Source organism: Peptoclostridium sp., from assembly GCF_009881055.1.
GTDB lineage: Bacteria > Bacillota > Clostridia > Peptostreptococcales > Peptostreptococcaceae > Peptoclostridium_A.
In genome coordinates, this window is sequence record NZ_WXFG01000023.1 from 56,951 (window position 1) to 82,345 (window position 25,395).

Sequence of the window (25,395 nt, forward strand, 5' to 3'; positions counted from 1 at the left end):
TTACGTCTCCTGTTTACACTTTATTTTCCCGGGGCTTTTATATAACCCTTGTTTATGAGCTTTTGTATGTGCTCTTCGACCTTCTGGTCTATGTCAACGCCGTACTCCTCCTCGAGCACGAAACACATTGATATTGTTGTCTGCGCCACATCGAGCAGCTCCTTTGCTATCTCGTCGAGCACTTCCTTCTGAGTCATGCTAACCTTCTCGCCACTGATGCCCCTGAACTTGCCTATGGCGCGCGCAAGCTCACCCTGCTCCTCGGCCACCTTGAGCGCTGTACTCTCTAGCGATGGCGAGAGCCCGTCAAGCTTTGGAAGGCTTATTGTCTTGAATTTGAGGTGTTTTTTCATGCTGATTTTCCCTCCGGTTAAAAAAATAAAACATCCGTTTGAATGCTAAAACAAGTATACCATAAGCTTACTCGTTGTTGTTAACGCAAGTTGAAGCATTCTGAAAGTTTCTCAAGGTCAAGTTCCCGCAGGCTTTTCACTCTCATGTCGGCTTTTTCGAGGATGTTTTCGGCCTCGACTCCAACACTGAACATGCCGGCACCCCTTGCCGCCTCTATTCCGGAGGCCGCATCTTCAAACACGGCGCACTCGCTGGGAGCCGCAGCCAGCATCCCCGCACAAAGCAGGAATATCTGCGGGTCTGGCTTTGCCCGGCTTATCATGTTGCCGTCGATTATTGCGTCAAAGCGTGCTTCTATGCCGAGCCTGCCTATAACCTCCCTAGCGTTCTTGCTCGAGGAGGCGAGCCCGAGCCTCAAGCCCCTGCCTCTTAGCTCGCGCAGCAACTCCAGCGCGCCTTCGAGAATGTCGCCGTCATTTAGACCGGCCAGATACTCCCTGTACCAGGTATTTTTGAGCTCAAGGAGACGTTCGAATTCTTCGGATGCGACGCTCATGTCCTTCATGCGCAGGAGCAGCCTTAGGGATTCATCCCTGGGCACGCCTCTCAGGCAGTTGTTTTCCTCCGGCGAAAGGTCGCTGCCAAGGCTTTTCATGAGTCTTTTCCATGCGAGGAAGTGGTATCTGGAGGTGTCTACTATGACGCCGTCCAGGTCGAATATGCAGGCCTTTAGCATTTTGGTCACCTCGTAATTCTTGCAAGTGTTTGTGGTGAGATCCGATAAATTAGGTTTATATGTTTGTTATAATACCCTTTTTGGGGTATGATTCAGTAAGAATGCTAAATTTTTGGAATATTTAATTTTTGGAGGTAATGCGATGAAGGCGCTCCAACTCAAGCCCTGGCACATTGTCCAATCAGAAGCTGATTTTGAAAACAACAGGGTGTATGAAAGCATTATGAGTCTTGGCAACTGCCATATGGGTGTGCGCGGCAATTTCGAGGAGTCGTTCTCGGGTGATGGCCTCAAGGGAACGTATCTCGCCGGCGTATACTACCCCGACTCCACAAAGGTTGGCTGGTGGAAAAACGGCTATCCGGAATATTATGCAAGAATAATAAATTCACCTGATTTTATAGGCATAGATTTGAACGCTGACGGAATAGATATAGATATGAATATTCAGGCGCCGCTGTCCTTCGAACGCACGCTGGACATGAGAGAAGGCTCGCTTGAAAGAAATGTGGTGCTCGAATACAAAAGTGGCAAGCGTCTCCAGATAAGGACTTTTCGCTTTCTGAGCATGCACGAGAAGGAATGCGGTTGCGTGGTATGCGAGGCGACTCCGCTGGATGATGACGCAGTGATTACAGCTTCTCCTTTTTTGAGCTCAAATGTACATAATGAGGATTCCAACTGGGGTGATTCTTTCTGGAAGGACATCTCGTGCCATACCGGGATGAGCGATGGCTACATATGCTCGATGACTCGAAAAAGCGGCTTTGGCAACTGCGTGGCCATGGCATGCAGTGCCTATCTTGCCGGGGAGGAAATACGGCCCTGTGATTTCAGCTCACTCAGCCAGGAACAGGACCCCGGAAAGGTTTCCATACCCGTTTCAGGCCTGTGCCCCAAGGGTTCAACACTCCGCGTAGTGAAATTTTTTTGTTCTCTCACAAACCGCGACCACTCCTTCGAGACTCTGGAGTCATCGGCTCTCGATAAGGTCCATGCCTTGAGGGCTAGAGGCTTTGAGTCGATATACGGAATCCACAGGGATGCGTGGGCATCGCTTTGGGAGAGGTGCGACATTGAAATAAAGGGCGATGAAAAGCTGCAAAGCGCAGCACGCTACTGCATTTTCAACATGCTCCAGACATACACGGGCCATGACTCGCGGCTGAATATAGGCCCAAAGGGCTTCACCGGAGAAAAATACGGAGGCGGTACCTACTGGGACACAGAAGCCTTCTGTTTTCCGTTCTACCTTATGTCCTTTGGACGCGCTTCGAAGGCTCTTCTCAAATACAGGCACAAGCAGCTTGACAAGGCGAGAGGCAACGCCCGGAAGCTTGGTCTTGGCGGAGCTCTCTATCCCATGGTCACAATCGACGGCGATGAATGCCATAACGAGTGGGAGATTACTTTCGAGGAGATACACAGAAATGCGGCCATGGCTCATGCCATATATCTTTATGAAAAACACACCGGCGATTTCGAATACATCGAAAAATACGGCATTGACGTGCTTGTTGAAACTGCACGTTTTTGGGCATCAAGGGCTAGCTGGAGCAGCTTCCGAAGCAAGTACGTAATACTCGGCGTAACCGGACCGAACGAGTATGAAAACAACGTTAACAACAACTGGTATACCAACTACATGGCATGCTGGAACATGGAGTATGCTGCGGCTACCCTTGCTATTATGAAAAAAAGGGATACGCACCGCTATGACTTGGCGCTGGCTCGTCTTGGGATGGAAAATGGCGAAGTCCAAACATGGCTTAAAATATGCTCTGAAATGTACTTTCCCTTTTGGCAAGAACAGGGAGTATTCGAACAGCAGGACGGCTACCGGGACAAGGTGCTTGAGGATGCCTCTGCTATACCAAAAGGCGAGCTTCCAATATCGCGCAGCTGGTCGTGGGATAGGATCCTAAGATCCTGCTTCATAAAGCAGGCCGACGTGCTGCAAGCGTTCTACATGATGCCCGAGAATTTTTCACAGGAGACCATTAAGCGGAATTTTGAATTCTACGAGCCCAAGACCGTGCATGAATCTTCGCTCTCAGCACTGGTGCACTCCATAGTTGCATCACGAGTGTGTGATTTCAAAAAGGCACTCTCGCTGTTTGAGCATTCTGTTACGCTTGACTTGGAAAATAGAAACGCCGACACTGCCGATGGTCTTCACATCACAAGCATGTCCGGCGCATATCTTTGCATATGCCTCGGATTTGCAGGCATAAGATTTGAGAACGGAAACCTCTCCATGAATCCTACTGTGCCGCAGGGGTGGGACGGGTACTCCTTCAACATGATGTTCAATGAAAGTCCTATGAACATATCCGTCTCCAAAGACAGCGTCGTAATCAACTGGGATTCTTACGACACTGTAAGCATCGGGATTTTCGAATCTGTGCATGAAATTCTCCCCGGAGAGAATGTTATACATCTGAATACGCTGCAAGCCGTATGACCGTGAGCCCTGCATGCTTTTGACGCATGCGGGGCTTTTGTCATGCCACTTGAAAAAAGGCACAAAAAAATAAAAAAGAGGAAGAGTTTATCTTCCCCTGGAAATATTTAGACCTCGAGCACCTTGACGCTCTGATTTCTGGCGACCTTCATAATGCGGTTGACGTCATACTCATACACCCTCATATACACATGCTGCTCTGATGCCTTTGTCTCCAATGTCATGTGATACCCCTTAAGAGTGTTGATGAAATTCTTGATTCTGTCTTCACTTTCTTTTCTGATTTTTAAAAGTTTCAACCCTATGCACCCCTTTTGTTTTTTTGTGACTGAAACGCCGCCATTTAATAGATACCCGCAGGCCTAAAAATAAAACGAAAAATAAATTATTATTTTTGTATGTTGTAATGTTTAATCGGTATTTAACATGTACGCATCGTTAAGGCTCAAGAGGACCTGGTATCGGACATATTTAACGCGTCTAAGAATGACTTACATCTTATTATTGTATATATACCAAATATGGCGTTTGCAAACATAAAATGGCTATTTTTTATTATATGTAATCTTGATTTTTTTTCACCAATTACGGTATATATGTAATATAATCTATAGTATGAAGAATTATTTAATATTTTTCAGCTGTTGCTTCGCGGTATATCTGTGTAACTCACTTGCTTAAGGAGGGGATTTTATGCTTCTACAAATAGCGGCCATTCTGTGGACGCTCGTAGGCTTTTTCACCGGATCAGTAACTATCTTCTTGGCTGGAGGGGTGGCTTGCATTGCCCTCGACATTATAAAACTTTCAATCAAACAGCTTAACATCGCACTTTTTGTATCAACATACATACTCTGCTACATGCTATTTGGCGAATGGGAAGGACTTATTTTTGCATCAATAATATTAAATACTATGGATGTAATAATTCCAAGAGCCAAGGAAATGGCAGGTACTCTTTTAGAATTTGACAAGGTTGATTAACAAAAACACCTCTTTGAGCAATTTCATTTGGCTCTAAGAGGTGTTTTGCAGTTTGGCCTACAGTTTTATGTAACCTTTTTCTTCATTGTTTATTACCCAATAGCATTTCGATTCGTCGACATTGTAGTACATCTGCAGGTCTTGTATTTCCTTTACAAACCTGCCTTTCTGCAGCCATTCTTCTTTTATCAGTCGTACCATGTCCTTTTTTGAAAGTTGTTTTCCTCTGTGTTCTACAAAAAAATCCATTTTCAACTTCAATTCACTTCCCCTTTTTCTTTTTAACACTTTTTTATTATACCCAAAAATAAAAAAATTAAAATAAAAAAGGCGGAAGCCTGTATGCTGCTAATCCAGTATTGTGTAAAACACGCTGTCTCCGGATTCCGAAAAAGCCTTTATTTTGCTTATGAGCTCTTCAAACTTGCTTATTATGTTCCTTGAATACTGCTTTATATTTGCCAGTTCCGTCTTTGCCGCCGCTTGATTCCCCTGTCTAATATAATCAATGGCCCTTCCACCTGTATGATGCAGCTTTCTGTGCTCTGCATCTACACTTTTCCAAAGCTCGGCTATCTTTTTATTGTGAGGTGTTATTGAATGATAGAAATGGCCAAATGAACACCTTTTGTCGTCTATCTGAAGCGGAGCTATATACATTTTTTCAACCATACCCTCCAGCGACGCCACCCAGTTCCTGTGGGCAGCTATTGCGGGCTCTATGGAGCTTATGAACTCCTCATTGGATAGTCTGTAGATGCTTGTGCTTCCAATTAGTCCACTTACCTTAGCGGCCTTGTCCATTTTGTGCTCTATTCCTTCTATCGAGTAAGCCACATTGCTTATGTTTTCGGTGATTCCAAGCAGAGCATCCGATATGTCGCTCATTCCCTGTGCCTCTGAAGCGGTTTCCTCCATTGCAGCCGAAACCTGCTGCACCGTGCAGCTTAGCTCTTGTCCATAGATTGCAAGATTGTCCACCTCCGAGGCGATATGATTTATTGCCGCAGTGTTTCCTTCGAATATATGGCTTAAATTTTCCAGCCCCGCCCTTACATTTTCTATGCCCTTAACAGATGTCTCAACGCTTTTGGCGCTGTTGTCGGAAGACATATTGATTTTGTCTATGAGCGGTGCCAATTCCGTCACTAGAGCCTTTGTATCTGTAGACAGCTTTCTTATCTCCTCAGCAACCACTGTGAAGCCTCGTCCGTACTCTCCTGCTCTTGCCGCTTCTATCGAAGCGTTAAGCGCAAGCAGATTAACCTGCTCAGCTATCTTGTTTATATCCTGGAGTGAGTTGTTGACCTTGTTAGCTATGTACACAAGTTCTTTGACGTCGCTTTTCATGCTCGACGACATTCCCGACAGAAGCTCTATGTCATTGTTGACTTCCGTCAGCATGGAGTTGCTTTTGTTTGTATTCGATTTTATTTCTGAGGTCTTCTCAGATATGGTATCAATGTAATTTACAAAGTTTCCCGTGTTGCTGTCTACGGATTCCATGCTCGAAGTTATCTCTTCGAAGACTGAGTGTATGTTTTGCGTGAAATCTCTCATCTTTGCGCTCATATCGAGTATGTTTTGTGTTTCATGCTTTAGTTTCAAATCGAAGCTGCTGATATCGCCCGCAACCTCTATGGCTGTTTTGACCAGCTCTTTAACTCCGTCTTTATTTTTATATATCTCATCAAAGAGCATCACCATGGTATTAAGTTGTTTACTTTTTTTGCTTACAGAAGATATGTTTTTTGTATCCCCTCTCAACACCTGCTGTAGTGTATCCTCGTATCTTTTAGCTACCATCCTGCTTATCATGTACTACCCCCCTCATTCTCATACTATTTTTATATCCCACTTTTGATTATATAGAAAATTTCTTTATATTTCCATAGCTATTTGTAATGATTTCCAAGTTAGTACTAATACAAATACGTCAACTTAGTAAGTCATCTTATAAAAACAAGGAGCCTTATAAAAAGACTCCTTGCTTACTATGCGTTATTTTATTTTGCGATCATGCTGATGGTCTGTATTATACTCCCATGAAAAGCTTTATGTCCTCTTCTACAGCGCCTATTCCGGCTACCCCGAACGTATCAACTATAACTTTTGCTACGTTTGGAGAAAGGAATGCTGGAAGTGTAGGTCCAAGGTGTATGTTCTTAACGCCCAGATATAGCAGGGCAAGCAGAACTATTACTGCCTTTTGCTCGTACCATGCTATATTGTATGCTATTGGGAGCTCGTTCACATCTTCAAGGCCGAAGGCATCCTTGAGCGCAAGAGCTATTCTCACAAGCGAGTAAGAGTCGTTGCACTGTCCGGCGTCTAGAACTCTTGGTATTCCGCCTATGTCTCCCAGTGGAAGCTTGTTGTATCTGTATTTCGCGCAACCTGCTGTCAGGATTACTGTATCATTTGGAAGCGCCTTTGCAAATTCAGTGTAGTAGTTTCTGTCCTTCATTCTTCCGTCGCAGCCTGCCATTACGAAGAATTTCTTTATGGCGCCTGACTTGACAGCATCTATAACCTTGTCGGCAAGTGCTATAACCTGATTGTGAGCAAAGCCGCCTACTATCTCGCCCGATTCTATTTCTACCGGAGCGGCGCATTTTTTAGCGTGCTCTATTATTTCGCTGAAGTCCTTGCTGCCATCAGCCGCTTCTTCTATGTGCTTAAAGCCCGGGAAGCCGCATGCTCCTGTTGTGTAGACTCTGTCTCTGTAAGAGGCATCAGCTTTTGGAGGAACTATGCAGTTTGTAGTGAAAAGTACTGGTCCGTTGAACGACTCGAACTCTTCTTTTTGCTTCCACCATGCATTTCCGTAGTTTCCGTGGAAATGGCTGTATTTCTTGAATGCAGGATAGTAGTTTGCAGGAAGCATTTCGCTGTGAGTATATACATCAACTCCTGTTCCCTCTGTCTGCTTGAGAAGAGCTTCCATGTCCCTAAGGTCGTGTCCGCTTATTAGTATTCCCGGGTTGCTTCCTGCTCCAATTTTTACTGATGTTATTTCAGGGTTGCCGTATGTTTCTGTATTGGCCTTGTCTAGAAGCGCCATTACGTCTACTCCGAACTTTCCTGTTTCCATTACAAGCGCCACTAGCTGGTCAGCGCTCATGCTGTCATCAAGTGTTGCAGCAAGAGCTTTTTCTATGAATATGAAAATTTCTTCATCCTTGTATCCAAGATGGTAGGCGTGGCTGCCGTATGCAGATATCCCTTTGAGGCCGTATATTGTGAGCTCTCTGAGTGATCTTACGTCCTCGTTTTCAGTTGCAAGAACGCCTACAGTTTCAGCCTTCGCATCGTATTCTGCCGGAGTACCGCTCCAGATGGCACAGTCATGAGTAACTCCTGAAAGATCTGCTCCTGCCGCAGCAGCCCTTGCCTTTATCGCATCCCTTATTTCAAAAGCTTTTGTTATCCTTTTAACAAATACATCCTTGTCAAAGTTTGCGTTTGTTATTGTAGAAAATAGACTTTCAAACATGAATCTCTTCTCGTCCTCTTCAGGCGCGCCGCCTTTTTCTCTCAGCTTAAGGCTGTAAAGAGATATTCCCTTTAGCGCGTATATCAATAGGTCTTGTAGATTGGCCACTTCTTCTGTCTTTCCGCAAACCCCAACTTTCATCGAACATCCTTTGTTCATAGCCGTTTCCTGACACTGATAGCAAAACATACTCATTAATCCGACCTCCTTTTAGTCTTCATACCGCTTACAGGTATTGTTTTTAGTACATTAAAACTGCTGCTCTATGTATATTTATCTCCAAGCAACATACTGCTTAATCAAAATTATAACCATTCTGACGATGTTGTCGGTAACGCTGGTTACTCAAATGTGAGCTCCGATGAAAACCGACCTTTAAATTTCATTTTGAGATTTCTATTTGGCTCATTCTGGCTCGAATGTCATGGATTTTGAGAACTCGCTGCGCTCAGACACTCAAAATCCTTATGACTTCAAGCCTTCATTGCGCCAAGAAATCTTCCAAAATTCATTAAATCAGGCCGTATTTTCACTCGGAGCTCGCTCGGCAAAATGCAATGCTGCGACCGCAGAATATGGGCGTACCATCGAGAGATTTCTTTCGGCAGGAATCCCAATGGAATAAAGCCGGCCTGATGCAACGCCAACGATGCACGATGACACAGTTGCATCCGGAGAATATAGGCGCTCTTTGTAGCGTATATCCGATGAAACAAAGCCAGGTCTTTTTGAGGCTTGTTTTGCTTAGGCTGAAGGCGAATCATATGCACAAAGTCGTAGAGTTTTGAGTGTCTGAGCAGCGGAGCGCGAGTTCTCAAAATTCAAGAACTTTGAAATATGGTAGCCTATTCAGCCTTCAAAACGAGACATAAGACCGGCTTTTTCATCGGATTATATTATTCCCTTTGGAGCTAGCCACGGGGTACGTCCCCCTGTCTTTTTGATCGGATTATAGCTACTTTTGCTGTACTCGGGAATCAGCGATGCGCCAACTATCCCCGACTTGTCTCCAAATGCAGCCAGCTTAATCTGGGCATGTCTTATCGCCTTGTACAGCAGCTCGCTTTCCATCTGCTCTCTTGTCATATCCAGCAGAAAATCTCCCGCCTTTGAGACTCCTCCGCCAAGGACTATCACCTGTGGATCTATTATGTTGATTATGTTGACTATTCCCTTTGCAAGGTAGCGCGACAGCCTGGAGACTGCCATGAGCGAGAGCAGGTCTCCCTCTTTTGCGGCTTCGAATATCAGTCTGGCGTCCACCCTGTCGCTTCCCCCAGCTGCCTGCAGCGCTGAGCTTTCCTCGTCGGCATACTCGACCAGTTTCAAGAAATACCGCTCCAGAGCCCTTGCCGATGCAAACGTCTCGAGGCAGCCGTTCCTGCCGCAGGTGCAGTTGTAGAAGTTCTCGCCCACCGCCATGTGGCCTATTTCAGCTGCAACTCCGTTACATCCCCTGTGGAGCCTGCCTCCCAGTATGATTCCTCCTCCAACCCCTGAACCGAGCGTGAGCATTACGCCGCAGTCGGCTCCTTTCATGCTGCCAAAAGAGTGCTCTGCAAGCGCAGCCGCATTAGCGTCGTTTTCTATGTAAGCTTCAAGTCCCGTAAGCTTTTTAAGGTCGCGCCCAAGAGGCTCTCCTTTCCACCCCAGATTGACGCAGTATATGACGTCTCCGTTTTCATCCGCTACGCCCGGTATGCCAATGCCGACATTTTCAATTTTTACGCCATTTTCCGTCAGGCGCGATTTAAGCGTATTAATTATGTATGCAATATCCATAACTATCTTCTCGTAGCCGCGCTCTGCTTTTGTGGGAAGCACTATTTCCCTGATCACGCAGCCCTGGAAATCCACTATTCCTCCGGCTATTCCGGTGGCGCCAACGTCTATGCCTATGCTCATTTTCTCCTCCATAAATGTTTTTATTTTAATGCCGTTGTATTTTAAAAACATATTGTATATCACTATTATTTCTTGTAAAATAATTATGTCATACTATTTGTGTATATAATGCTCTATATTATGTGAAAAATTTGTTTTTCACCACAAAATATGTATACCCATATCTCCATTACGTACATCTCAAATCTAGTTTAAGCGGATTTTTGCTTAAAGCTCTCGCCACAGGGTAAATATTACTTGTGTGTTTTTATAGACAGGAGGTGTTCGGATGGAAAAGCTTTGCATATACATTATCTCTGATTCACTAGGTGAAACAGCCGAGAAACTCTCTGCCGCAGGTCTTTGCCAATTTGAAGGCATTGAGTTCGAGGTCAAAAAATTCACCTATATAAGAGATGCACAGCTTCTTATGGACATACTCCTTCAGGCTGAGTCTGAGAATCCAGTCATAGTATATACGCTTTTGGATTTGTCGCTCATAGCTATTTTAAAGGAGTTTTGCACAGCTAAAAAAATATACCACATAGACATGATAAACAATGCAGTATGCTCTATTTCAATGGCAACACACCTTAAGCCGCTAAGAAGGCCAGGCCACTTCAGGAAGAAGATGATGGAGGGGATTGCGCAGCGCATAAACGCTCTCGACTTTGCCATAAAGTATGACGACGGCAAGGATCCTAGAGGTATCCACCAGGCAGACGTTGTCCTCGTTGGAATTTCAAGGACCTGCAAAACGCCGCTTGGGATAATACTGGGCAACATGGGAATAAAGTCAGCCAGTGTGCCTCTTGCACCGGAGCTTCCCGTGCCTCATGAGCTGTTTTCGGTAAGGCCTGGGCGGATAGTTGGCCTTTCACACTCTCCTGAGAATCTTGCAGCTGTGAGGGATGAGCGCCTTAGATATATGGGCCTCCCGTCAGGGAACTACAGCTCCATCGAGAGGATACGGCTGGAGCTTGAACATGCGCGCAAGGTTATGACTTGCCTGGGCTGCCCCGTCATTGACGTAACTGACAGGTCGCTCGAGGAGCTTGCACATATTATAGTTTCGCTTGTAAGTAGATAACTTTTGAAAAATATAACTTTTTGAAAAAATATTTATTACGATTGAAAAGGAGTGCGAAAATGACTAAATACGTTTACAGTTTTTCTGAGGGTACAAAGGAAATGAAAAGCCTTCTTGGTGGCAAAGGCGCCAACCTTGCTGAGATGAGCATAATAGGGCTGCCAGTGCCTCCGGGGTTCACAATCACAACTCAGGCTTGTACTGACTATTATAAGCAGAACAAGGAGCTTTGGAGCGAACTTCTAGACGAGATCAAATCAAAGCTTGCAGAGCTTGAGCAGACTATGGGCAAAAAGCTTGGCGACAAGTCCAATCCGCTTCTTGTTTCTGTACGTTCAGGAGCAGTTTTTTCAATGCCTGGAATGATGGACACTATACTAAACCTTGGTCTTAACGACGAGTCTGTCGAGGGCATAGCAACAGCTATGAACAACCCAAGACTTGCATACGACAGCTACAGAAGATTCATACAGATGTTTGCTGACGTTGCTATGGATGTACCTAAGTACAAGTTCGAGGCTATACTTGAGCGTACAAAGGAGCAAAAAGGATACCACTACGACACTGAGCTTTCTGCAGATGACCTTAAGGCTTTAGTTGCAGAGTTCAAAGCTGTATACAAGCTTGAAATCGGACAGGATTTCCCTTCTGATCCTTTCGAGCAGCTTCTTATGGCCGTAAGAGCGGTATTCAACTCATGGAACAATCCAAGGGCTATAACATATAGAAGACTTAACGACATTCCTCACGACCTTGGAACTGCTGTTAACGTGCAGTCGATGGTGTTTGGAAACACAGGCGACAAGTCTGGTACTGGCGTTGCTTTCACAAGGAACCCTTCTACTGGCGAAAACAAGCTCTTTGGCGAGTACCTAATAAACGCCCAGGGCGAGGACGTTGTTGCCGGCATAAGAACTCCTCAGTCTATAGATACTCTAAAGGACAATATGCCAGCTGTTTACGACGAATTCATAAGAATAACACAGCTTCTCGAAGACCACTACAAGGACATGCAGGACATAGAGTTCACAGTAGAGGACGAAAAGCTTTATATACTTCAAACTAGAAACGGAAAGAGAACTTCTCAGGCTGCTGTAAACGTGGCTGTAGACATGGTTGAGGAAGGCCGTATCTCCAAGGAGGAGGCTGTTCTTAGGATAGAACCTGAAAGAGTCAACGAGCTGCTTCACCCTAAATTCGAAGACAAGGCGCTTAAGGCTGCACATCTTCTTGCAAAAGGACTTCCAGCATCGCCAGGAGCCGCAGCAGGAAAGGTTTACTTCAACGCTGAGGACTGCGTGGCAGCAAATTCAAAGGGTGAAAGAACTCTGCTAGTAAGACTTGAGACTTCTCCTGAGGACATAGAGGGAATGGTTGCCGCAGAAGGTATACTTACTGCAAGAGGCGGAATGACTTCTCACGCTGCCGTTGTAGCAAGAGGAATGGGCAAATGCTGCGTTGCTGGCTGCGGATCTATCAGAGTGGACGAGCGTGCAGGCTTCTTCAAGGTTGGAGACATAACTGTTAAAGAGGGCGATTACATATCTCTTGACGGAAGCACAGGCTCTGTATACCTTGGCGAGGTTGAAAGAGTTGAGCCTAAGCTTTCAGGAAAGTTCGAAACTCTTATGACTTGGGTTGACGGCATGAGAAGGCTTAAGGTCAGAACTAATGCAGACACTCCAAAGGATGCCAGGCTAGCTGTTGATTTCGGAGCCGAGGGCATAGGCCTTTGCAGAACTGAGCACATGTTCTTCGAGGCCGAGAGAATTCCAGCGGTTAGAGAGATGATACTTGCTCAGTCTCTTGAGGCTAGAATGACTGCGCTTGCAAAGCTGCTTCCAATGCAAAGGGAAGACTTCATAGGAATATTCCAGGCTATGGGCGAAAGAGCTGTTACTATAAGACTTCTTGACCCACCTCTTCACGAGTTCCTTCCAAGAGAGGAAAAAGACATCATAGAGCTTGCCAAGGCAATGAGCATACATGTTGATGATCTCAAGGCAAGAGTTGAAGAGCTTCAGGAATTCAACCCTATGCTTGGACACAGGGGCTGCCGTCTTGCAGTTACTTATCCTGAGATATACGCAATGCAGGCTCAGGCTATAATAGAAGGCGCTATAGCTGTCAAGAAGGAAGGCATAGATGTTAAGCCTGAGATAATGATACCGCTTATAGGTTCTGTTAAGGAGCTTGCATACGTTAAGTCTATAGTGACTGAGGTTGCAGACGATATAATAGCAAAATCAGACGTTAAGCTTGAGTACCTGGTTGGAACAATGATAGAGATTCCAAGAGCTGCTATAACTGCAGACGAGATAGCTAAAGAGGCTGAGTTCTTCAGCTTTGGAACTAACGACCTTACTCAGATGGGCTTTGGCTTCTCAAGAGACGATGCCAACAAGTTCCTTGGCGAATACGAGGAGAAGGGCATACTTGAAAAGGATCCTTTCCAAGTGCTTGATCAGGCAGGAATAGGCAAGCTTGTAAAAATGGGCTGCGAGCTTGGAAGAAGCACAAATCCACACCTGCACCTTGGAATATGCGGAGAGCACGGCGGAGAGCCTTCTTCAGTGGAGTTCTGTCACAGAATAGGCCTTGACTATGTTTCTTGCTCACCATTCAGGGTTCCAGTTGCAAGAATAGCTGCTGCACACGCTGCTCTCAAGGAAAAATCAGGAGAGCAAGTTAGAGACAAGTAAAATATAAAATCAAAGCAAAAAGCTCGGGGATCGAGGCGGCAATAAAGGCCGCTCCCCGGGCTTTTTTATTAAAAGCAATTAAAAATCCCGCCTGCGGCTTTATATGAGCTGCCAGGCGGGATTTTTAATTTCAGCTTAATTTTCAGTGAATGTTAGTCTTGGAAAAGCTCTGTGAATTTTTGAGAAACCTTTTCAAATTCAGCATCATCTTCTATGTTTGAAAGCTCAACGCCTTCTTCGTCTTCTGCAAATTCATAAAGGAATACGTCTTCGTGAGCTTCTGGAAGCAGAGCTATATACTCTTTTCCTTCAATGTCTTCAACGTCGAATACTCCAAGCACTATGCAGCTAAGGACTTGTCCGTCGTCAAGAGTGATGTCAAGAGTCTCATACTCATCGTCATCTTCTCCGTCGCAGCCACAGCCGCAGCCGCAGCCTTCTGATTCTTCAGCGCCGCACTCGTCAAATTCGTTGCAGCAGCAGCTTTCCTTAACTTCTGTTTCTGATGAATCGCATCCGCAGCCACAGCCGCAGCCTTCAAGTTTCTTTTCCATATTTATCTCCTCCGTATGGCTTTCTACTTAATACTTTCTAAAACGTCAAGCAGGTAATCCCATGTTCTCTTGATCGACGATATGCTCATGTGCTCATCGGGCGTATGGACGTCATGTACGTCCGGTCCGAAGGCTACTATGTCTATGTCCCCGATCACTTCCTTAAATATACCACATTCGAGTCCGCAGTGTACAGCTGTAATAAGCGGTTTTTTTTCATATTTTTTTTCGTATACAGCTATGAATACGTCCCTTATGTACGAGTCTTTGCTGTACTCCCACTCTGGGTAGTCGGCCTCCAGTTCAAGCGTTGCGCCCAGGGCCTTGCACATGCATTGCATCTGGGTCACTATGCTTAGTTTCTGGCTCTTTATGTTGCTCCTTACGGCGCTGTCGAACTCCACATAAGCTTCCGCCGTTGTTAATATTCCGATGTTGGACGAACTCTCCACAAGCCCCTCCATCTCCTGGCTCATTGTCATGACACCGTTTGGCATCATGACTAGCATTGATATTGCTCTTTCAGCGTCCTTTGGGCATATTATGTCGAATTCACCCTCGAGCTGGTGCAGCTCAAGCTTCAAATGAGGGTCTGCTCCTGAGAGCTCCTTTTGGAATACCTTCTCCCAGCTTGATATTGCTGCACCCAGCTCGTGCCGCTTTGATTCTTCAACGAGCACAATGGCCCTTGAATCCCTTGGTATGGCGTTCATCTTGGCTCCGCCGCTTATACAAGAAAGCTGCACTCCCATGCTCTTTGAAATGTCGTATAGCACCCTGCCCAGCAGCTTGTTGGCGTTTCCTCTTTTTTTGTCTATCTCCATGCCGGAGTGGCCGCCCTTTAGTCCGCTGAGCTTTATCTCGCAGGCTGTCATGCCTTCTTGGGCCTTTTCCCTTTTTATGTCTACCTGTATCTTTGCTCTAACTCCGCCGGCACAGCTTGTGAAAATCTCGCCTTCGTTTTCAACGTCCATGTTTATCAGTATTTTGCCTGAAAGAAGAGAGCCGTCAAGCTTCTCCGCGCCAACCATGCCGACTTCTTCCCCAGTGGTTATAAGGCCTTCTATTGCCGGATGCTTTAGTGTCTTGTCGGCAAGCACTGCCATTATGTACGCGACCGCTATGCCGTTGTCTGCGCCCAGCGTTGTGCCGTCGGCCTTTATATTGTCTCCGTCGACTACGAGTCTTATCGGGTCTTTTGTGAAGTCGTGCACTACTTCTTCTCTTTTTTCGCAGACCATGTCCATGTGACCCTGGAGTATTACTGTGGGGGCGTTTTCATAGCCCGGGCTGGCCGGTTTTTTTATTATGAGGTTGAAGTCCTGGTCCTGGTGAACCCAAAGGCCAAGGTCCTCTGCGAACTGCTTTATGTAGTTGCTGAGCCTCTCCTCGTCTCCCGAGCCTCTTGGTATTTCGCTTATGGCCTCGAAGTATTCGAATACGCTCGCCGGCTGGAGGCCGCTTAGTATTTTTGCCATGTGGTTCATCTCCTTTTGGTTGTGTTAATGCGCGAAAGCATGAATGTAATAGCTGTGGTGGCTGAGGAATCCGGAGAATATCCGGAATTTCAGCTCGATTTTTGGATTTTCTGCGGCTTGAGCGTCGTCTCATTGGGAATTTCGAAAACTCGCTTCGCTCAGACAGTTCGAAATTCCTTCAATTCGACTCCTTTCTTCGCCGGAAAATCTTCAAAAATCTCACCAAGAAATTGCCTTGATATTCTCTCGGCTCCCGCAGGCAATTGCACGATGTACATAAGATAAATCGTTGATATATCCCAACAATTCGATTATACCGCCATGACACGACGAGCGCAAATCAGATGGGACAAGGGGACGGTTCTACTGGCGAAATGCGATGAAAATCAGCAGTCCTGGTTTGATGATTTTCGAGACCGCTGGATATGTGGGTACTTTGCACCGTAAATCCGATGAAAAAATGCAAGGTCCTTTTGAGGCTTGTTTTGCTGAGGCTGCAGGCAAAGCATATGCACAAAGCAGCAGAATTTTGAGTGTCTGAGCTGCGTAGCGCGAGTTCTCAAAATTCAAGAGCTTTGAAATATGCGAGCCCTTGCAGTCTCCAAAACGAGACATAAGACCGGCGTTTTCATCGGATTATAGCTGGCATAAGCCGTCGGAAATCACAAAATGAAATTTAAAGGCCAATTATTCCTTTGGATTCGCATTCGGGATTTCCAGCCAGAAAACCACTCCATTTTCGGTGTTGTATGCTCCGCATTTGCCGTTGTGTAGCGAGGCAATCTCCTTAACTATCGAAAGGCCAAGTCCGCTTCCCCCAAGGCTCCTGCTCCTTGATTTGTCCAGCTTGTAGAACTGGTTCCATATCATGTCGAGTTCTTTTTCCGGTATGTTGCTTCCTGTGTTTTCAACTTCCACTCGCACCGCTGCTCCACTCTGGATTAGCTTTACGCTTACTTTCCCGCCAGTATCTACGTTTTTGAAGGCGTTGTCGAGGTAGTTAACGAGAGCACGCTGTATTTTGTCGCGGTCGCCGCAGACTTTAGCTTCTTCCCCGATTTTTTGTATATCAAGGGCTATGCTGCGCTCTTCTGCGGCCAGCGAGTATTTGGCCGCCACGGTATTCACCAGCTCTTCCATGCGAAACTCCGAAAGCTCCAGTTTCATGCTTCCCGATTCCAGTCTTGAGAGCTCCAGGAGCTCGTTTACAAGTGCCCCCATCCTTCTGGCTTCGTCTTCTATCACATCGCAGTAGAATGTTTTTTTGCTCTCGTTAGCTATGTTGTCGCGCAGACCCTCGCTGTAGCCTTGTATGAGTGCCACCGGTGTTTTGAGCTCATGTGAGACTGCAGCTATGAAATCTTTTCTCATCATGTCTATTCGCTTTTCCTTTTCTATTTCAACTTTGAGCTGTTCGTTTGCGGTGTTGAGGCTTTCTATTACTCCTTCCAGGCGATCGGACATGCTGTTTATGCTTTCTCCCAGAAGTCCTATTTCATCCTGCCGGTCTCCTTCATATTTTTTGCTGAAATCTAACTTTTCAACCCGCCTTGCTATGTCAGCTATGTCCAGTATCGGCCGAACAAAGCCCTTTGAGAATATGAAAACTCCTATTAGGCCTATGAGAAGCGTAATTGCTGCCGCGTATATGTGGAATGTGTGGTTGGCGCTTATGCTCTCCTCGACTGCGGCCATTGGTATCTGGAGAAGCGCGATATATCCGCCCTCAAGCTTTTTTGCATATGTCAGGAATACAGTCCCGGTCATGGGGTGCTCGTATTCTCCGAATGTGACGTCCTTGTCCTGGAGTATTTCTATTATCTGCCTGTTTATGAGGTTCCAGGGTGAGCCGCCCATTCGTCCCTTTGCGAAAGACGAATAGATATTGTCCATGTCTCCGGAGAACAGGGCTATCTTTATGCCTGCTTCGCTTTCTATTTCCTCGAAGCGTGCATAAATTTCATCTGATGAATAGCCGCCTTGAAGCATCTCCTCTATTTCGTCTGCAGTGCTGCTGAGCTGATTTTTTTTCAGGCCCAGATAATATTTTTCAAAGTAGAATGAGTTCATTATGAAAAGCAGGGCGAGTATAAACATTACAAGGCCTATAGTGTAGAAAAAGAGCCTGGCTCTTATCGATTTTTTCATGAGTTTACCTCGAACTTGTAGCCGAGTCCCCGCACAGTCTGAATGTATTCCCCGCAGTGTTCAAGCTTTGTTCTTAGCCTTTTTATATGAGTGTCTACAGTCCTGTAGTCGCCATAGTAGTCAAAGCCCCACACGGCATCGAGTATCTGTTCACGCGAAAGAGCTATTTCTCTGTTTTTCAGCATGTACAGCAGCAGCTCGTACTCTTTCGGCGTGAGTTCTATCTTTTTTCCATCTATGCTCACTGTATGTCCTGCAGTGTCTATGCTTATGCACCCTACCTGCAGTGCCTGGATTTCGTCAGGAAGAGTCCTGTTCATGAGGGCTTTTATTCTGGCCATGAGTATCTTGGGGCTGAATGGCTTAGTGACGTATTCGTCGGCTCCCAGCTCGAAGCCAAAGAGCTCGTCAGACTCCTCCGACCTTGCCGTAAGCATAACTATTGGAATGTCTGATTCTTCTCTTATCTTCCGGCATACTGTCCAGCCGTCCATGCGCGGCAGCATTATGTCGAGCACGACAATATCCGGTTTTTGTGCTTCAAATTTATCTATGCCCTCGGCTCCATCGACGGCCTCAACAACCTCAAAGCCCTCGCTTTTGAGATAGTCTCCTATTAGTATTCTCATTCTTTCCTCGTCTTCCACGATGAGAACTTTTTTGCGCTTCACCACAGCACCCCCGTCCAATATCTCTTATTTGACTTTATAATACCCTTTATACACCTGTACTGCAACAAAATCGCCATTTCCTCGCCAGCGAACTCCGATGAAAAACGTGAAAAGCCCCGGTTAATCCCGAGGCTTCTTGTGTGCAGCGTGTTATTTTGTCTGACCATTCCCTTGTCCGTTACCAAATCCAAAGCCGTTGCCGTTACCTGCGCCATTCATCATGCCACAGCCGCCGCCCCTGCCAAAGCCATTTCCAAGTCCGTTGCCACAAGCTCCTTGTCCTGGACCTTCACAGTTTTCAACTCTTTCAAGTATTGCATCAGCTTGGGCCTGTGTTATCTGGCCGCTTTTTACTTTTTCATCAAGCAGGGCTTTTCTGTTTTCAAGCATCTGGCTTTTGAACTCTTCATACTTGCCGGCGTCCTGCGCAAGCTGTCCGTAGCTTTCTCCTGACGTCTGCCTTTCAGTAATTGCCTGCTCTACAGTCTTTCCTGTCACTTCTGAGTATATCTGCGCCGGAGTTTTTAGTGAGTCCGCAAAGGCTACAGCTCCAAGTGAAAGCATTGCAACAGCAGCAGTTGTCAGAAGAAGCATTTTTTTGCTGAATATTTTTTTCATGATGTTCACTCCTTTTTTATTATATTATTTTCTTTGTTATATTACTTATTATGCCCTGTTTGTGTGACATTGTTGTGAACGTCTGATGTAAATTTTGTGAAAAATTTATTTGATTTTAAGTGTGGCGTATGTTAGTATCAAACTGTAAAACTAAAAACGATTTCTGACTAGGGGTGCCGGAATTACCGGCTGAGATAAAGATGTGTTTCTTTAACCCTTTAACCTGATCTGGATAATGCCAGCGTAGGGAAGTTTGAGCGACATTACTTTTTGCCGTGAAGAGCATATATCCTTATACTTGGGTTTATGCTCTTTTTTTTATTGCCCTGGAGGTGGGATTTTGAAAAAGGTACTTACAATAGCCGGCTCTGATTCAGGCGGCTGCGCCGGGATACAGGCTGATCTTAAGACTTTCTGCGCACACGGTGTTTTTGGAGCCAGCGCGATTACGGCAATAACCGCCCAGAATACACAGGGAGTATGCGCCATTGAAGACATCAGCCCAGATATCATAAAGTCTCAGATAGACGCCGTGCTTGAGGATATAGGCTCTGACGCCGTCAAGATCGGCATGCTCTCGAGGATTCAGACAATAGAATCCGTAAGCTTTTCAATCAGAAAGCACAGCCCGGCAAACGTAGTGCTCGATCCTGTGATGGTTTCAACTAGCGGCCATGACCTTCTCAGCACTGATGCCAAGGAATCACTTGTTAAGCTACTGTTTCCCATGGCTCATCTCATAACACCCAACATACCGGAGGCAGAATGTCTCACCGGAATCCATATAAAAGACATGGCAGGCATGGAGGAAGCGGCGCGCCACATATTCGAAAGCTGCGGCTGCAGCGTGCTTGTAAAGGGCGGGCACAGCGTATCAGACGCCATAGATGTGCTGTATGACGGCAAAAGCTTCAGTCGCTTTGCGTCTAGGCGCATAGACACCAAGAACACACACGGCACGGGCTGCACGCTTTCATCAGCCATAGCCGCCAACCTGGCACTTGGACATACTCTCGAAGAATCCGTCAAAAGGGCCAAGGAATATATAACGCTTGCTATAGAGCAGTCACTCGACATAGGAAAGGGATGCGGTCCTGTCAATCATATGTGTGAGCTCCGATAAGGAGAGCTCCGATGAAACCCGGCCTTTAAATTTCACTCGGAGCTCTATCGCCAAAACCATACAAACACAAGTGATAAAACAATCTGCGCGGACCATCGGTGAATCTTTTGTGGCAAGAACCCAAATGGAATAAAGCAGGCCTGATTTAAGATGAGTTTTGATTGATTTACTGGCGAAGTGCATGAATGAAATCGTTGGAATTTTGAGTGTCTGAGCAGCGTAGCGCGAGTTCTCAAAATTCCAGATTTCAGAGTGCATGAGTCAATTGGAAATCACAAAACGAAATTTAAAGGCCAATTATTCCTTTGGATTCGCATGAGCCGCTTAGAAATCCAAACGCGGAGTCTAAGACCGCCTGTTTCTTGTATTCTCACATAAGACCGGCTTTTTCAGCGGATTATACAACATATAAAGGAGATGTTTATTATGACTGAATGTCCTAACGAAAAATATCTGCTTCAACAGATATCAGACTCTCTGACAGCACTGCACCAGAAAAAACCTCTCGTCCACCACATAACTAACGACGTTACCGTCAACGACTGTGCCAACATAACTCTTGCCATAGGCGGCTCGCCTGTAATGGCACCATCAATTGACGAGTCTGCTGAAATGGCCGCATGCGCAGATGCTCTTGTCCTAAACATAGGCACGCTCGACAAGAGGAGCATCGAATCCATGATACACGCTGCCACGGCCGCCAATGAGCTTTCAATCCCTGTAATTCTTGATCCTGTCGGAGTTGGAGCAACCGCGCTACGTACTGAATCCGCCAGAAAACTGATAGAAAGCGCCAAGTTCGCCGTAGTAAGGGGCAATGCCTCGGAGATAATGATACTCGCCGGCGAGTGCGCAGGAATAAAGGGAGTCGACTCCAGTGAGTCAGGCATGGAAGCCCTGGGGGCTGCAATAAAGCTATCTAAAAGTCTTTGCTGCACAGTGGCAGTCACTGGCGCTGTCGACATAATAGTCTCGGGCGATAAGGCTGTTTTCATCAAAAATGGAACTCCTATGCTCTCGAGGGTCACAGGCACGGGCTGCATGTGCACCTCTCTTATAGGCGCATTCTGCGGTTCTGTTGATGATTCTTTCATGGGTGCGGCAGCAGGCATAATGAGCATGGGCATAGCCGGCGAGGTTGCCAAGAGCATGCTTAAGGAGGGGGAAGGCACAGGCACCTTCAGGATAAGGCTGTTCGACTCGGTTTCGAACCTTACTCCTCAAATACTGATAGAAATGGGTGATGTATCCTATGAAAAATAAAATAGATTACAGCCTGTATCTTGTGACAGACAGGGCGCTTTGCCGTGGCGAATTCCTGGACTGCGTGGAGGAGGCCATAAAGGGCGGCGTAAGCGTTGTGCAGCTTCGTGAAAAGGACGCCTCCTCTGCTGAGTTCTATCGCATGGCCCTGGAACTTAGAAAGCTCACCTCAAGCTATGGCGTGCCTTTTATAATAAATGACCGAATGGATATTGCGCTTGCAGTTGATGCTGACGGCCTTCACATAGGCCAGAGTGACATGCCCCTCGACGTGGCAAGAAGGATACTTGGCAGCAAAAAGATTATAGGAGTTTCAGCCTCTTGTGTTGAAGATGCGAGACTCGCTCTCGAAGGAGGAGCCGACTATCTGGGCGTGGGAGCCGTTTTCGCTACCGGTACAAAGAGTGATGCAGACAGCGTAGGAATCGACGAACTAAGGCGCATAAAAAACTCCGTAGACATTCCTGTTGTTGCAATAGGAGGAATAAACGAAATCAACGCCCACATACCAATGTCAGCCGGCATAGACGGCATTTCCGTGGTCTCCGCCATAGTTGCCAGCCCCAGCCCGCTTGATTCGTCAAAGAGGCTGCTTGACATAGTTAGAAAATCAAAGAATATATAATAAAATCCAAAATTCAAAGGAGATGGCTATAGTTCCTAAAAACATAGACAAATAAATACAAAATGGACATTAGTACTTATATACTAATGTCCATGATGTCGTTAGGTGTGCAGTTAAGGGCTTTACAGATTTTCTCTAGGTTCAAGAAAGAAACGCCGTCAGTCTTGTTGTTTACCAAGTCATACAGTGCTTTCTTGCTGATGCCCGTTTCTTTCATAAGCCAATAGACTGATTTATCCTGCTTTGTCAGGACTTCTTTTATTGTGATTTTCAATAATATCACCTCGGAATTTATCATAACATGGGTATTGTGTATTATCAATAGGCATAGTATGATATGCACAAGGGGTGGTGTTATTGAAAAGAGCCTACAAAATAGAAATTAAGCCTACCGTAGAGCAAAAGGTCAAAATCCATCAGACCATTGGTGTGTGTCGGTTCATCTACAATTTCTACATCGCACACAACAAAGAGGTCTACGAAGCTGAGAAGCTTTTTATCTCGGGAATGGGTTTTTCGAAATGGCTTAACAATGAGTTTGTGCCGAACAATCCAAATTATTCGTGGATTAAGGATGTGTCATCCAAAGCCGTAAAGCAAGCCATCATGAACGGCGATAAGGCTTTCACAAAGTTTTTCAAGGGTGAAGCGGGATTTCCCAAGTTCAAGAAAAAGAACAAACAGCTGGTGAAAGCTTATTTCCCCAAGAACAATAAGACAGACTGGACTCTCGACAGGCACAGGGTTAAGATTCCAACACTAGGTTGGGTGAGGCTAAAGGAGTTTGGCTACATCCCTACAGGCTCGAAGGTCACAAGTGGCACATTGTCTAAAAGAGCAAACAGATATTATGTTTCAATTCTTGTGGAGGAATATGCCAAAGCTGACGACAAGAAGCAACCGTACACCGAGGGAATAGGCGTGGACTTGGGACTAAAGGATTTTGCGGTCTATTCAAACGGAGCTGTGAAGAAAAACATCAACAAGACTTCAAGGGTCAGAAAGCTTGAGAAAAAGCTAACGCGTGAGCAACGCAGGCTCTCGAGGAAATACGAAAGCCTGAAGAAACTACAAAAAATCGAAAAAGGAGAAGCTACTAGACGAAATATCCAAAAGCAGATAACCAAGGTGCAAAAGCTTCATCAAAGTCTTAATAACATAAGAACCGACTACATCAACAAGGCTGTCAGCGAACTTATAAAGCAAAAACCAAGCTTTATGACAATCGAAGACCTCAATGTAAGCGGCTTGATGAAGAACAGGCATTTAGCCAAAGCTGTGCAGCAACAGAAATTCTATGAATTCAGGACAAAGCTCACATCCAAAGCGAGCATCCACGGCATAGAAGTAAGAATCGTGGACAGATGGTATCCATCGTCAAAAACTTGCAGTGCGTGCAGAGCGCACAATAAGGATTTGAAGCTTTCCGATAGGACATATAAGTGCTCCTGTGGGCTTGTCATTGACAGGGACTTGAATGCTTCAATCAATCTGGCTAATGCTAAGGAATATAAGACAGCCTAACTAAAACAGGCACTTATATATGTACCGAGGGCTATCTCGGGAATTTACGACTGTGGAGAGCTATATCAAACCGTAGTAGACAGGTTACGTCGCAATCGTCAAGGCGGGGTTCGTCGAAGCAGTAAAAATCTCGATATGGGTATATTTGTCCATATTTTGAGTAGCAGAATTCACATGACTTATACTACTCAGATGGATGCTGCCAAGAGGGGCATTCTTACAAAAGAAATGGAGACAGTAGCAAGAAAAGAGAACATGGACACTGCTGTGCTTATGGACCTTGTTGCCAAGGGAAGAATTGCTATACCTGCAAACAAGAACCACAAATCGCTTGACGCCGAGGGCGTAGGTGAAGGCCTGAGGACCAAGATAAACGTAAACCTTGGGATATCTAAGGACTGCCCATGCGTTGACACTGAGCTTGACAAGGTGAAAAAAGCAATAGAAATGAAGGCCGAGGCAATAATGGACCTTAGCTCTTTTGGAAAGACAGAGGAGTTCAGAAGAAGGCTTGTGGACATGTCTTCAGCCATGATAGGCACAGTTCCAATGTACGACGCCGTAGGCTTTTACGACAAGGAGCTTTCTGAAATATCTCCCAAGGAATTCCTGAAGGTAGTTGAAAAGCATGCCATAGACGGGGTTGACTTCATGACTATACACGCCGGCATAAACAGGGAAACGGCAGGCATATTCAAGAGAAACGGCAGGCTTACTAACATAGTTTCAAGGGGCGGCTCGCTGCTTTACGCATGGATGGAGCTCACAGGAAACGAGAATCCTTTCTACGAGTACTATGACGAGCTGCTTGAGATATGCAGAAAATACGACGTCACTATAAGCCTTGGCGATGCGTGCAGGCCCGGAAGCATAGCCGACTCTACAGATGCCAGCCAGATAAAGGAGCTCATAGTGCTTGGGGAGCTTACAAAGAGAGCCTGGGCCAAGGACGTTCAGATAATAGTTGAAGGACCTGGCCACATGAGCCTCAACGAGGTGGCCGCCAACATGCAGCTTCAAAAGAAGCTCTGCCACGGCGCTCCTTTCTACGTGCTCGGACCTATAGTTACAGACATAGCTCCAGGATACGACCACATAACCAGCGCAATAGGCGGGGCAATCGCGGCTGCAAACGGAGCCGACTTCCTCTGCTATGTGACTCCTGCAGAGCACCTTCGACTCCCTAACCTTGATGACATGAAGGAAGGCATAATAGCTTCAAGGATAGCGGCTCACGCTGCCGACATTGCCAAGGGCGTTCCGGGAGCAAGGGACTGGGACAACAGCATGAGCAAGGCCAGAGCCGAGCTTGACTGGGAGAAGATGTTCGATCTTTCACTAGACCCTGAAAAGGCAAGGCGCTACAGGGAAGAGTCCAAGCCTGCCCACGAGGATTCGTGCACAATGTGCGGCAAAATGTGCGCCGTTAGAAACATGAACAGGATTATGGAGGGCAAGAATATCAACATCCTTAGAGAAGACGACTAGCAATACCCAGAAAATAAAACCATGGGGACGGTTCTCTTGTCTTTTTGTAGTTTTCAAAAAGACAAGAGAGTCTGTCAATAATTATGTGTATGATTCCTTAAAAAAGATATATTGTTCTATTGGATGCTTGCCTGGAAAGCTTTTAAACATGAGCCTTCCAGGCTTTTTATTACTTAAATTAAATATTTTGCCA

General features: G+C 45.9%; 22 protein-coding genes and 1 riboswitch. Of the genes, 9 read left to right on the forward strand and 13 right to left on the reverse strand.

What is annotated here, in order from left to right; genetic code table 11:
* Positions 1–20: 20 nt before the first annotated feature.
* Positions 21–353 (reverse strand): MazG-like family protein, encoded by a 333-nt coding sequence (locus tag GT589_RS06020; RefSeq protein ID WP_293397484.1) that lies wholly within the window; start codon positions 351–353, stop codon positions 21–23.
* An 80-nt stretch (positions 354–433) separates the two neighbouring features.
* Positions 434–1,090 carry a beta-phosphoglucomutase gene (pgmB, locus tag GT589_RS06025; RefSeq protein ID WP_293397486.1) on the reverse strand — a complete coding sequence of 219 codons (657 nt, stop codon included), beginning with the start codon at positions 1,088–1,090 and terminating at the stop codon, positions 434–436.
* Positions 1,091–1,232: 142 nt separating this feature from the next.
* Between pgmB and GT589_RS06030 the strand changes: the two genes are divergently transcribed.
* Complete coding sequence (locus GT589_RS06030; RefSeq protein ID WP_293397488.1) at positions 1,233–3,554, forward strand: family 65 glycosyl hydrolase domain-containing protein; 2,322 nt, start codon at positions 1,233–1,235, stop codon at positions 3,552–3,554.
* Positions 3,555–3,661: 107 nt separating this feature from the next.
* On the opposite strand, the gene GT589_RS06035 is transcribed toward GT589_RS06030, so the two are convergent.
* A complete protein-coding gene (locus GT589_RS06035; RefSeq protein ID WP_293397490.1) occupies positions 3,662–3,853 on the reverse strand; it encodes a hypothetical protein in 192 nt (63 codons plus the stop codon).
* Positions 3,854–4,247: 394 nt separating this feature from the next.
* On the opposite strand from GT589_RS06035, the gene GT589_RS06040 reads away from it, so the two are divergent.
* Positions 4,248–4,538 (forward strand): hypothetical protein, encoded by a 291-nt coding sequence (locus GT589_RS06040; RefSeq protein ID WP_293397492.1) that lies wholly within the window; start codon positions 4,248–4,250, stop codon positions 4,536–4,538.
* A 57-nt stretch (positions 4,539–4,595) separates the two neighbouring features.
* Here GT589_RS06040 and GT589_RS06045 read toward each other — a convergent pair whose 3' ends face one another.
* The 4 genes from GT589_RS06045 to GT589_RS06060 all read right to left on the reverse strand — a co-directional run bounded on the left by GT589_RS06045 (position 4,596) and on the right by GT589_RS06060 (position 9,939).
* The gene (locus GT589_RS06045; RefSeq protein WP_293397494.1) at positions 4,596–4,799 is read right to left on the reverse strand and encodes a DUF6465 family protein; all 204 of its coding nucleotides are present in this window, start codon (positions 4,797–4,799) and stop codon (positions 4,596–4,598) included.
* 87 nt (positions 4,800–4,886) lie between these two features.
* Positions 4,887–6,356: a methyl-accepting chemotaxis protein gene (locus GT589_RS06050; protein ID WP_293397496.1), complete on the reverse strand. Its 1,470-nt coding sequence runs from the start codon at positions 6,354–6,356 to the stop codon at positions 4,887–4,889.
* A gap of 217 nt (positions 6,357–6,573) precedes the next feature.
* The gene (gene hcp, locus GT589_RS06055; protein ID WP_293397498.1) at positions 6,574–8,229 is read right to left on the reverse strand and encodes a hydroxylamine reductase; all 1,656 of its coding nucleotides are present in this window, start codon (positions 8,227–8,229) and stop codon (positions 6,574–6,576) included.
* Between the two features lie 696 nt (positions 8,230–8,925).
* On the reverse strand, positions 8,926–9,939 hold the full coding sequence (locus tag GT589_RS06060; protein ID WP_293397500.1) for an ROK family protein: 1,014 nt from the start codon (positions 9,937–9,939) through the stop codon (positions 8,926–8,928).
* 268 nt (positions 9,940–10,207) lie between these two features.
* Between GT589_RS06060 and GT589_RS06065 the strand changes: the two genes are divergently transcribed.
* Both GT589_RS06065 and ppdK read left to right on the forward strand, forming a co-directional pair.
* Positions 10,208–11,008: a pyruvate, water dikinase regulatory protein gene (locus tag GT589_RS06065; RefSeq protein ID WP_293397502.1), complete on the forward strand. Its 801-nt coding sequence runs from the start codon at positions 10,208–10,210 to the stop codon at positions 11,006–11,008.
* A 59-nt stretch (positions 11,009–11,067) separates the two neighbouring features.
* Entirely contained in the window at positions 11,068–13,710 is a 2,643-nt protein-coding gene (gene ppdK, locus GT589_RS06070; protein WP_293397504.1) for a pyruvate, phosphate dikinase, read from the forward strand.
* Positions 13,711–13,862: 152 nt separating this feature from the next.
* Here the strand turns inward: ppdK and GT589_RS06075 are convergent, their stop codons facing one another.
* The 5 genes from GT589_RS06075 to GT589_RS06095 form a co-directional block, all read right to left on the reverse strand.
* A complete protein-coding gene (locus tag GT589_RS06075) occupies positions 13,863–14,264 on the reverse strand; it encodes a DUF1292 domain-containing protein (protein WP_293397506.1) in 402 nt (133 codons plus the stop codon).
* A 23-nt stretch (positions 14,265–14,287) separates the two neighbouring features.
* Positions 14,288–15,742, reverse strand: a complete 1,455-nt coding sequence (locus tag GT589_RS06080) for an aminoacyl-histidine dipeptidase (protein WP_330582870.1) — start codon at positions 15,740–15,742, stop codon at positions 14,288–14,290.
* Positions 15,743–16,429: 687 nt separating this feature from the next.
* Positions 16,430–17,890 carry a HAMP domain-containing sensor histidine kinase gene (locus tag GT589_RS06085; RefSeq protein WP_293397510.1) on the reverse strand — a complete coding sequence of 487 codons (1,461 nt, stop codon included), beginning with the start codon at positions 17,888–17,890 and terminating at the stop codon, positions 16,430–16,432.
* Complete coding sequence (locus tag GT589_RS06090; RefSeq protein WP_293397512.1) at positions 17,887–18,561, reverse strand: response regulator transcription factor; 675 nt, start codon at positions 18,559–18,561, stop codon at positions 17,887–17,889. The genes GT589_RS06085 and GT589_RS06090 overlap by 4 nt, the downstream gene beginning before the upstream one ends.
* A 150-nt stretch (positions 18,562–18,711) precedes the next feature.
* Positions 18,712–19,179, reverse strand: a complete 468-nt coding sequence (locus GT589_RS06095) for a DUF2680 domain-containing protein (RefSeq protein ID WP_293397514.1) — start codon at positions 19,177–19,179, stop codon at positions 18,712–18,714.
* Between the two features lie 159 nt (positions 19,180–19,338).
* A riboswitch (TPP riboswitch) is annotated at positions 19,339–19,446 on the forward strand.
* 73 nt (positions 19,447–19,519) lie between these two features.
* On the opposite strand from GT589_RS06095, the gene thiD reads away from it, so the two are divergent.
* From thiD to thiE, 3 genes are all read left to right on the forward strand, one after another.
* Positions 19,520–20,302: a bifunctional hydroxymethylpyrimidine kinase/phosphomethylpyrimidine kinase gene (gene thiD / locus GT589_RS06100; RefSeq protein WP_293397516.1), complete on the forward strand. Its 783-nt coding sequence runs from the start codon at positions 19,520–19,522 to the stop codon at positions 20,300–20,302.
* 426 nt (positions 20,303–20,728) lie between these two features.
* Positions 20,729–21,565 carry a hydroxyethylthiazole kinase gene (gene thiM, locus GT589_RS06105; RefSeq protein ID WP_293397518.1) on the forward strand — a complete coding sequence of 279 codons (837 nt, stop codon included), beginning with the start codon at positions 20,729–20,731 and terminating at the stop codon, positions 21,563–21,565.
* The gene (gene thiE / locus GT589_RS06110) at positions 21,555–22,190 is read left to right on the forward strand and encodes a thiamine phosphate synthase (RefSeq protein ID WP_293397520.1); all 636 of its coding nucleotides are present in this window, start codon (positions 21,555–21,557) and stop codon (positions 22,188–22,190) included. The genes thiM and thiE overlap by 11 nt, the downstream gene beginning before the upstream one ends.
* A gap of 76 nt (positions 22,191–22,266) precedes the next feature.
* Here the strand turns inward: thiE and GT589_RS06115 are convergent, their stop codons facing one another.
* Positions 22,267–22,464: a helix-turn-helix domain-containing protein gene (locus GT589_RS06115; protein WP_293397522.1), complete on the reverse strand. Its 198-nt coding sequence runs from the start codon at positions 22,462–22,464 to the stop codon at positions 22,267–22,269.
* Between the two features lie 77 nt (positions 22,465–22,541).
* Between GT589_RS06115 and GT589_RS06120 the strand changes: the two genes are divergently transcribed.
* Together GT589_RS06120 and thiC are read left to right on the forward strand one after the other, a co-directional pair.
* The gene (locus GT589_RS06120) at positions 22,542–23,714 is read left to right on the forward strand and encodes an RNA-guided endonuclease InsQ/TnpB family protein (protein ID WP_334296566.1); all 1,173 of its coding nucleotides are present in this window, start codon (positions 22,542–22,544) and stop codon (positions 23,712–23,714) included.
* A gap of 174 nt (positions 23,715–23,888) precedes the next feature.
* Entirely contained in the window at positions 23,889–25,202 is a 1,314-nt protein-coding gene (thiC, locus tag GT589_RS06125) for a phosphomethylpyrimidine synthase ThiC (protein ID WP_293397526.1), read from the forward strand.
* The last annotated feature ends 193 nt before the right edge of the window (positions 25,203–25,395 follow it).

What these genes read in the sequence shown, in the direction of transcription:
- GT589_RS06095 (WP_293397514.1), bottom strand. Translation starts at nt 19,179, where the DNA reads ATGAAAAAAATATTCAGCAAAAAAATGCTTCTTCTGACAACTGCTGCT.
- GT589_RS06075 (WP_293397506.1), bottom strand. Translation starts at nt 14,264, where the DNA reads ATGGAAAAGAAACTTGAAGGCTGCGGCTGTGGCTGCGGATGCGATTCA.
- ppdK (WP_293397504.1), top strand. Translation starts at nt 11,068, where the DNA reads ATGACTAAATACGTTTACAGTTTTTCTGAGGGTACAAAGGAAATGAAA.
- pgmB (WP_293397486.1), bottom strand. Translation starts at nt 1,090, where the DNA reads ATGCTAAAGGCCTGCATATTCGACCTGGACGGCGTCATAGTAGACACC.
- GT589_RS06065 (WP_293397502.1), top strand. Translation starts at nt 10,208, where the DNA reads ATGGAAAAGCTTTGCATATACATTATCTCTGATTCACTAGGTGAAACA.
- GT589_RS06050 (WP_293397496.1), bottom strand. Translation starts at nt 6,356, where the DNA reads ATGATAAGCAGGATGGTAGCTAAAAGATACGAGGATACACTACAGCAG.
- thiE (WP_293397520.1), top strand. Translation starts at nt 21,555, where the DNA reads ATGAAAAATAAAATAGATTACAGCCTGTATCTTGTGACAGACAGGGCG.
- GT589_RS06030 (WP_293397488.1), top strand. Translation starts at nt 1,233, where the DNA reads ATGAAGGCGCTCCAACTCAAGCCCTGGCACATTGTCCAATCAGAAGCT.
- hcp (WP_293397498.1), bottom strand. Translation starts at nt 8,229, where the DNA reads ATGAGTATGTTTTGCTATCAGTGTCAGGAAACGGCTATGAACAAAGGA.
- thiM (WP_293397518.1), top strand. Translation starts at nt 20,729, where the DNA reads ATGACTGAATGTCCTAACGAAAAATATCTGCTTCAACAGATATCAGAC.
- GT589_RS06085 (WP_293397510.1), bottom strand. Translation starts at nt 17,890, where the DNA reads ATGAAAAAATCGATAAGAGCCAGGCTCTTTTTCTACACTATAGGCCTT.
- GT589_RS06020 (WP_293397484.1), bottom strand. Translation starts at nt 353, where the DNA reads ATGAAAAAACACCTCAAATTCAAGACAATAAGCCTTCCAAAGCTTGAC.
- thiC (WP_293397526.1), top strand. Translation starts at nt 23,889, where the DNA reads ATGACTTATACTACTCAGATGGATGCTGCCAAGAGGGGCATTCTTACA.
- GT589_RS06040 (WP_293397492.1), top strand. Translation starts at nt 4,248, where the DNA reads ATGCTTCTACAAATAGCGGCCATTCTGTGGACGCTCGTAGGCTTTTTC.
- GT589_RS06060 (WP_293397500.1), bottom strand. Translation starts at nt 9,939, where the DNA reads ATGAGCATAGGCATAGACGTTGGCGCCACCGGAATAGCCGGAGGAATA.
- GT589_RS06080 (WP_330582870.1), bottom strand. Translation starts at nt 15,742, where the DNA reads ATGGCAAAAATACTAAGCGGCCTCCAGCCGGCGAGCGTATTCGAATAC.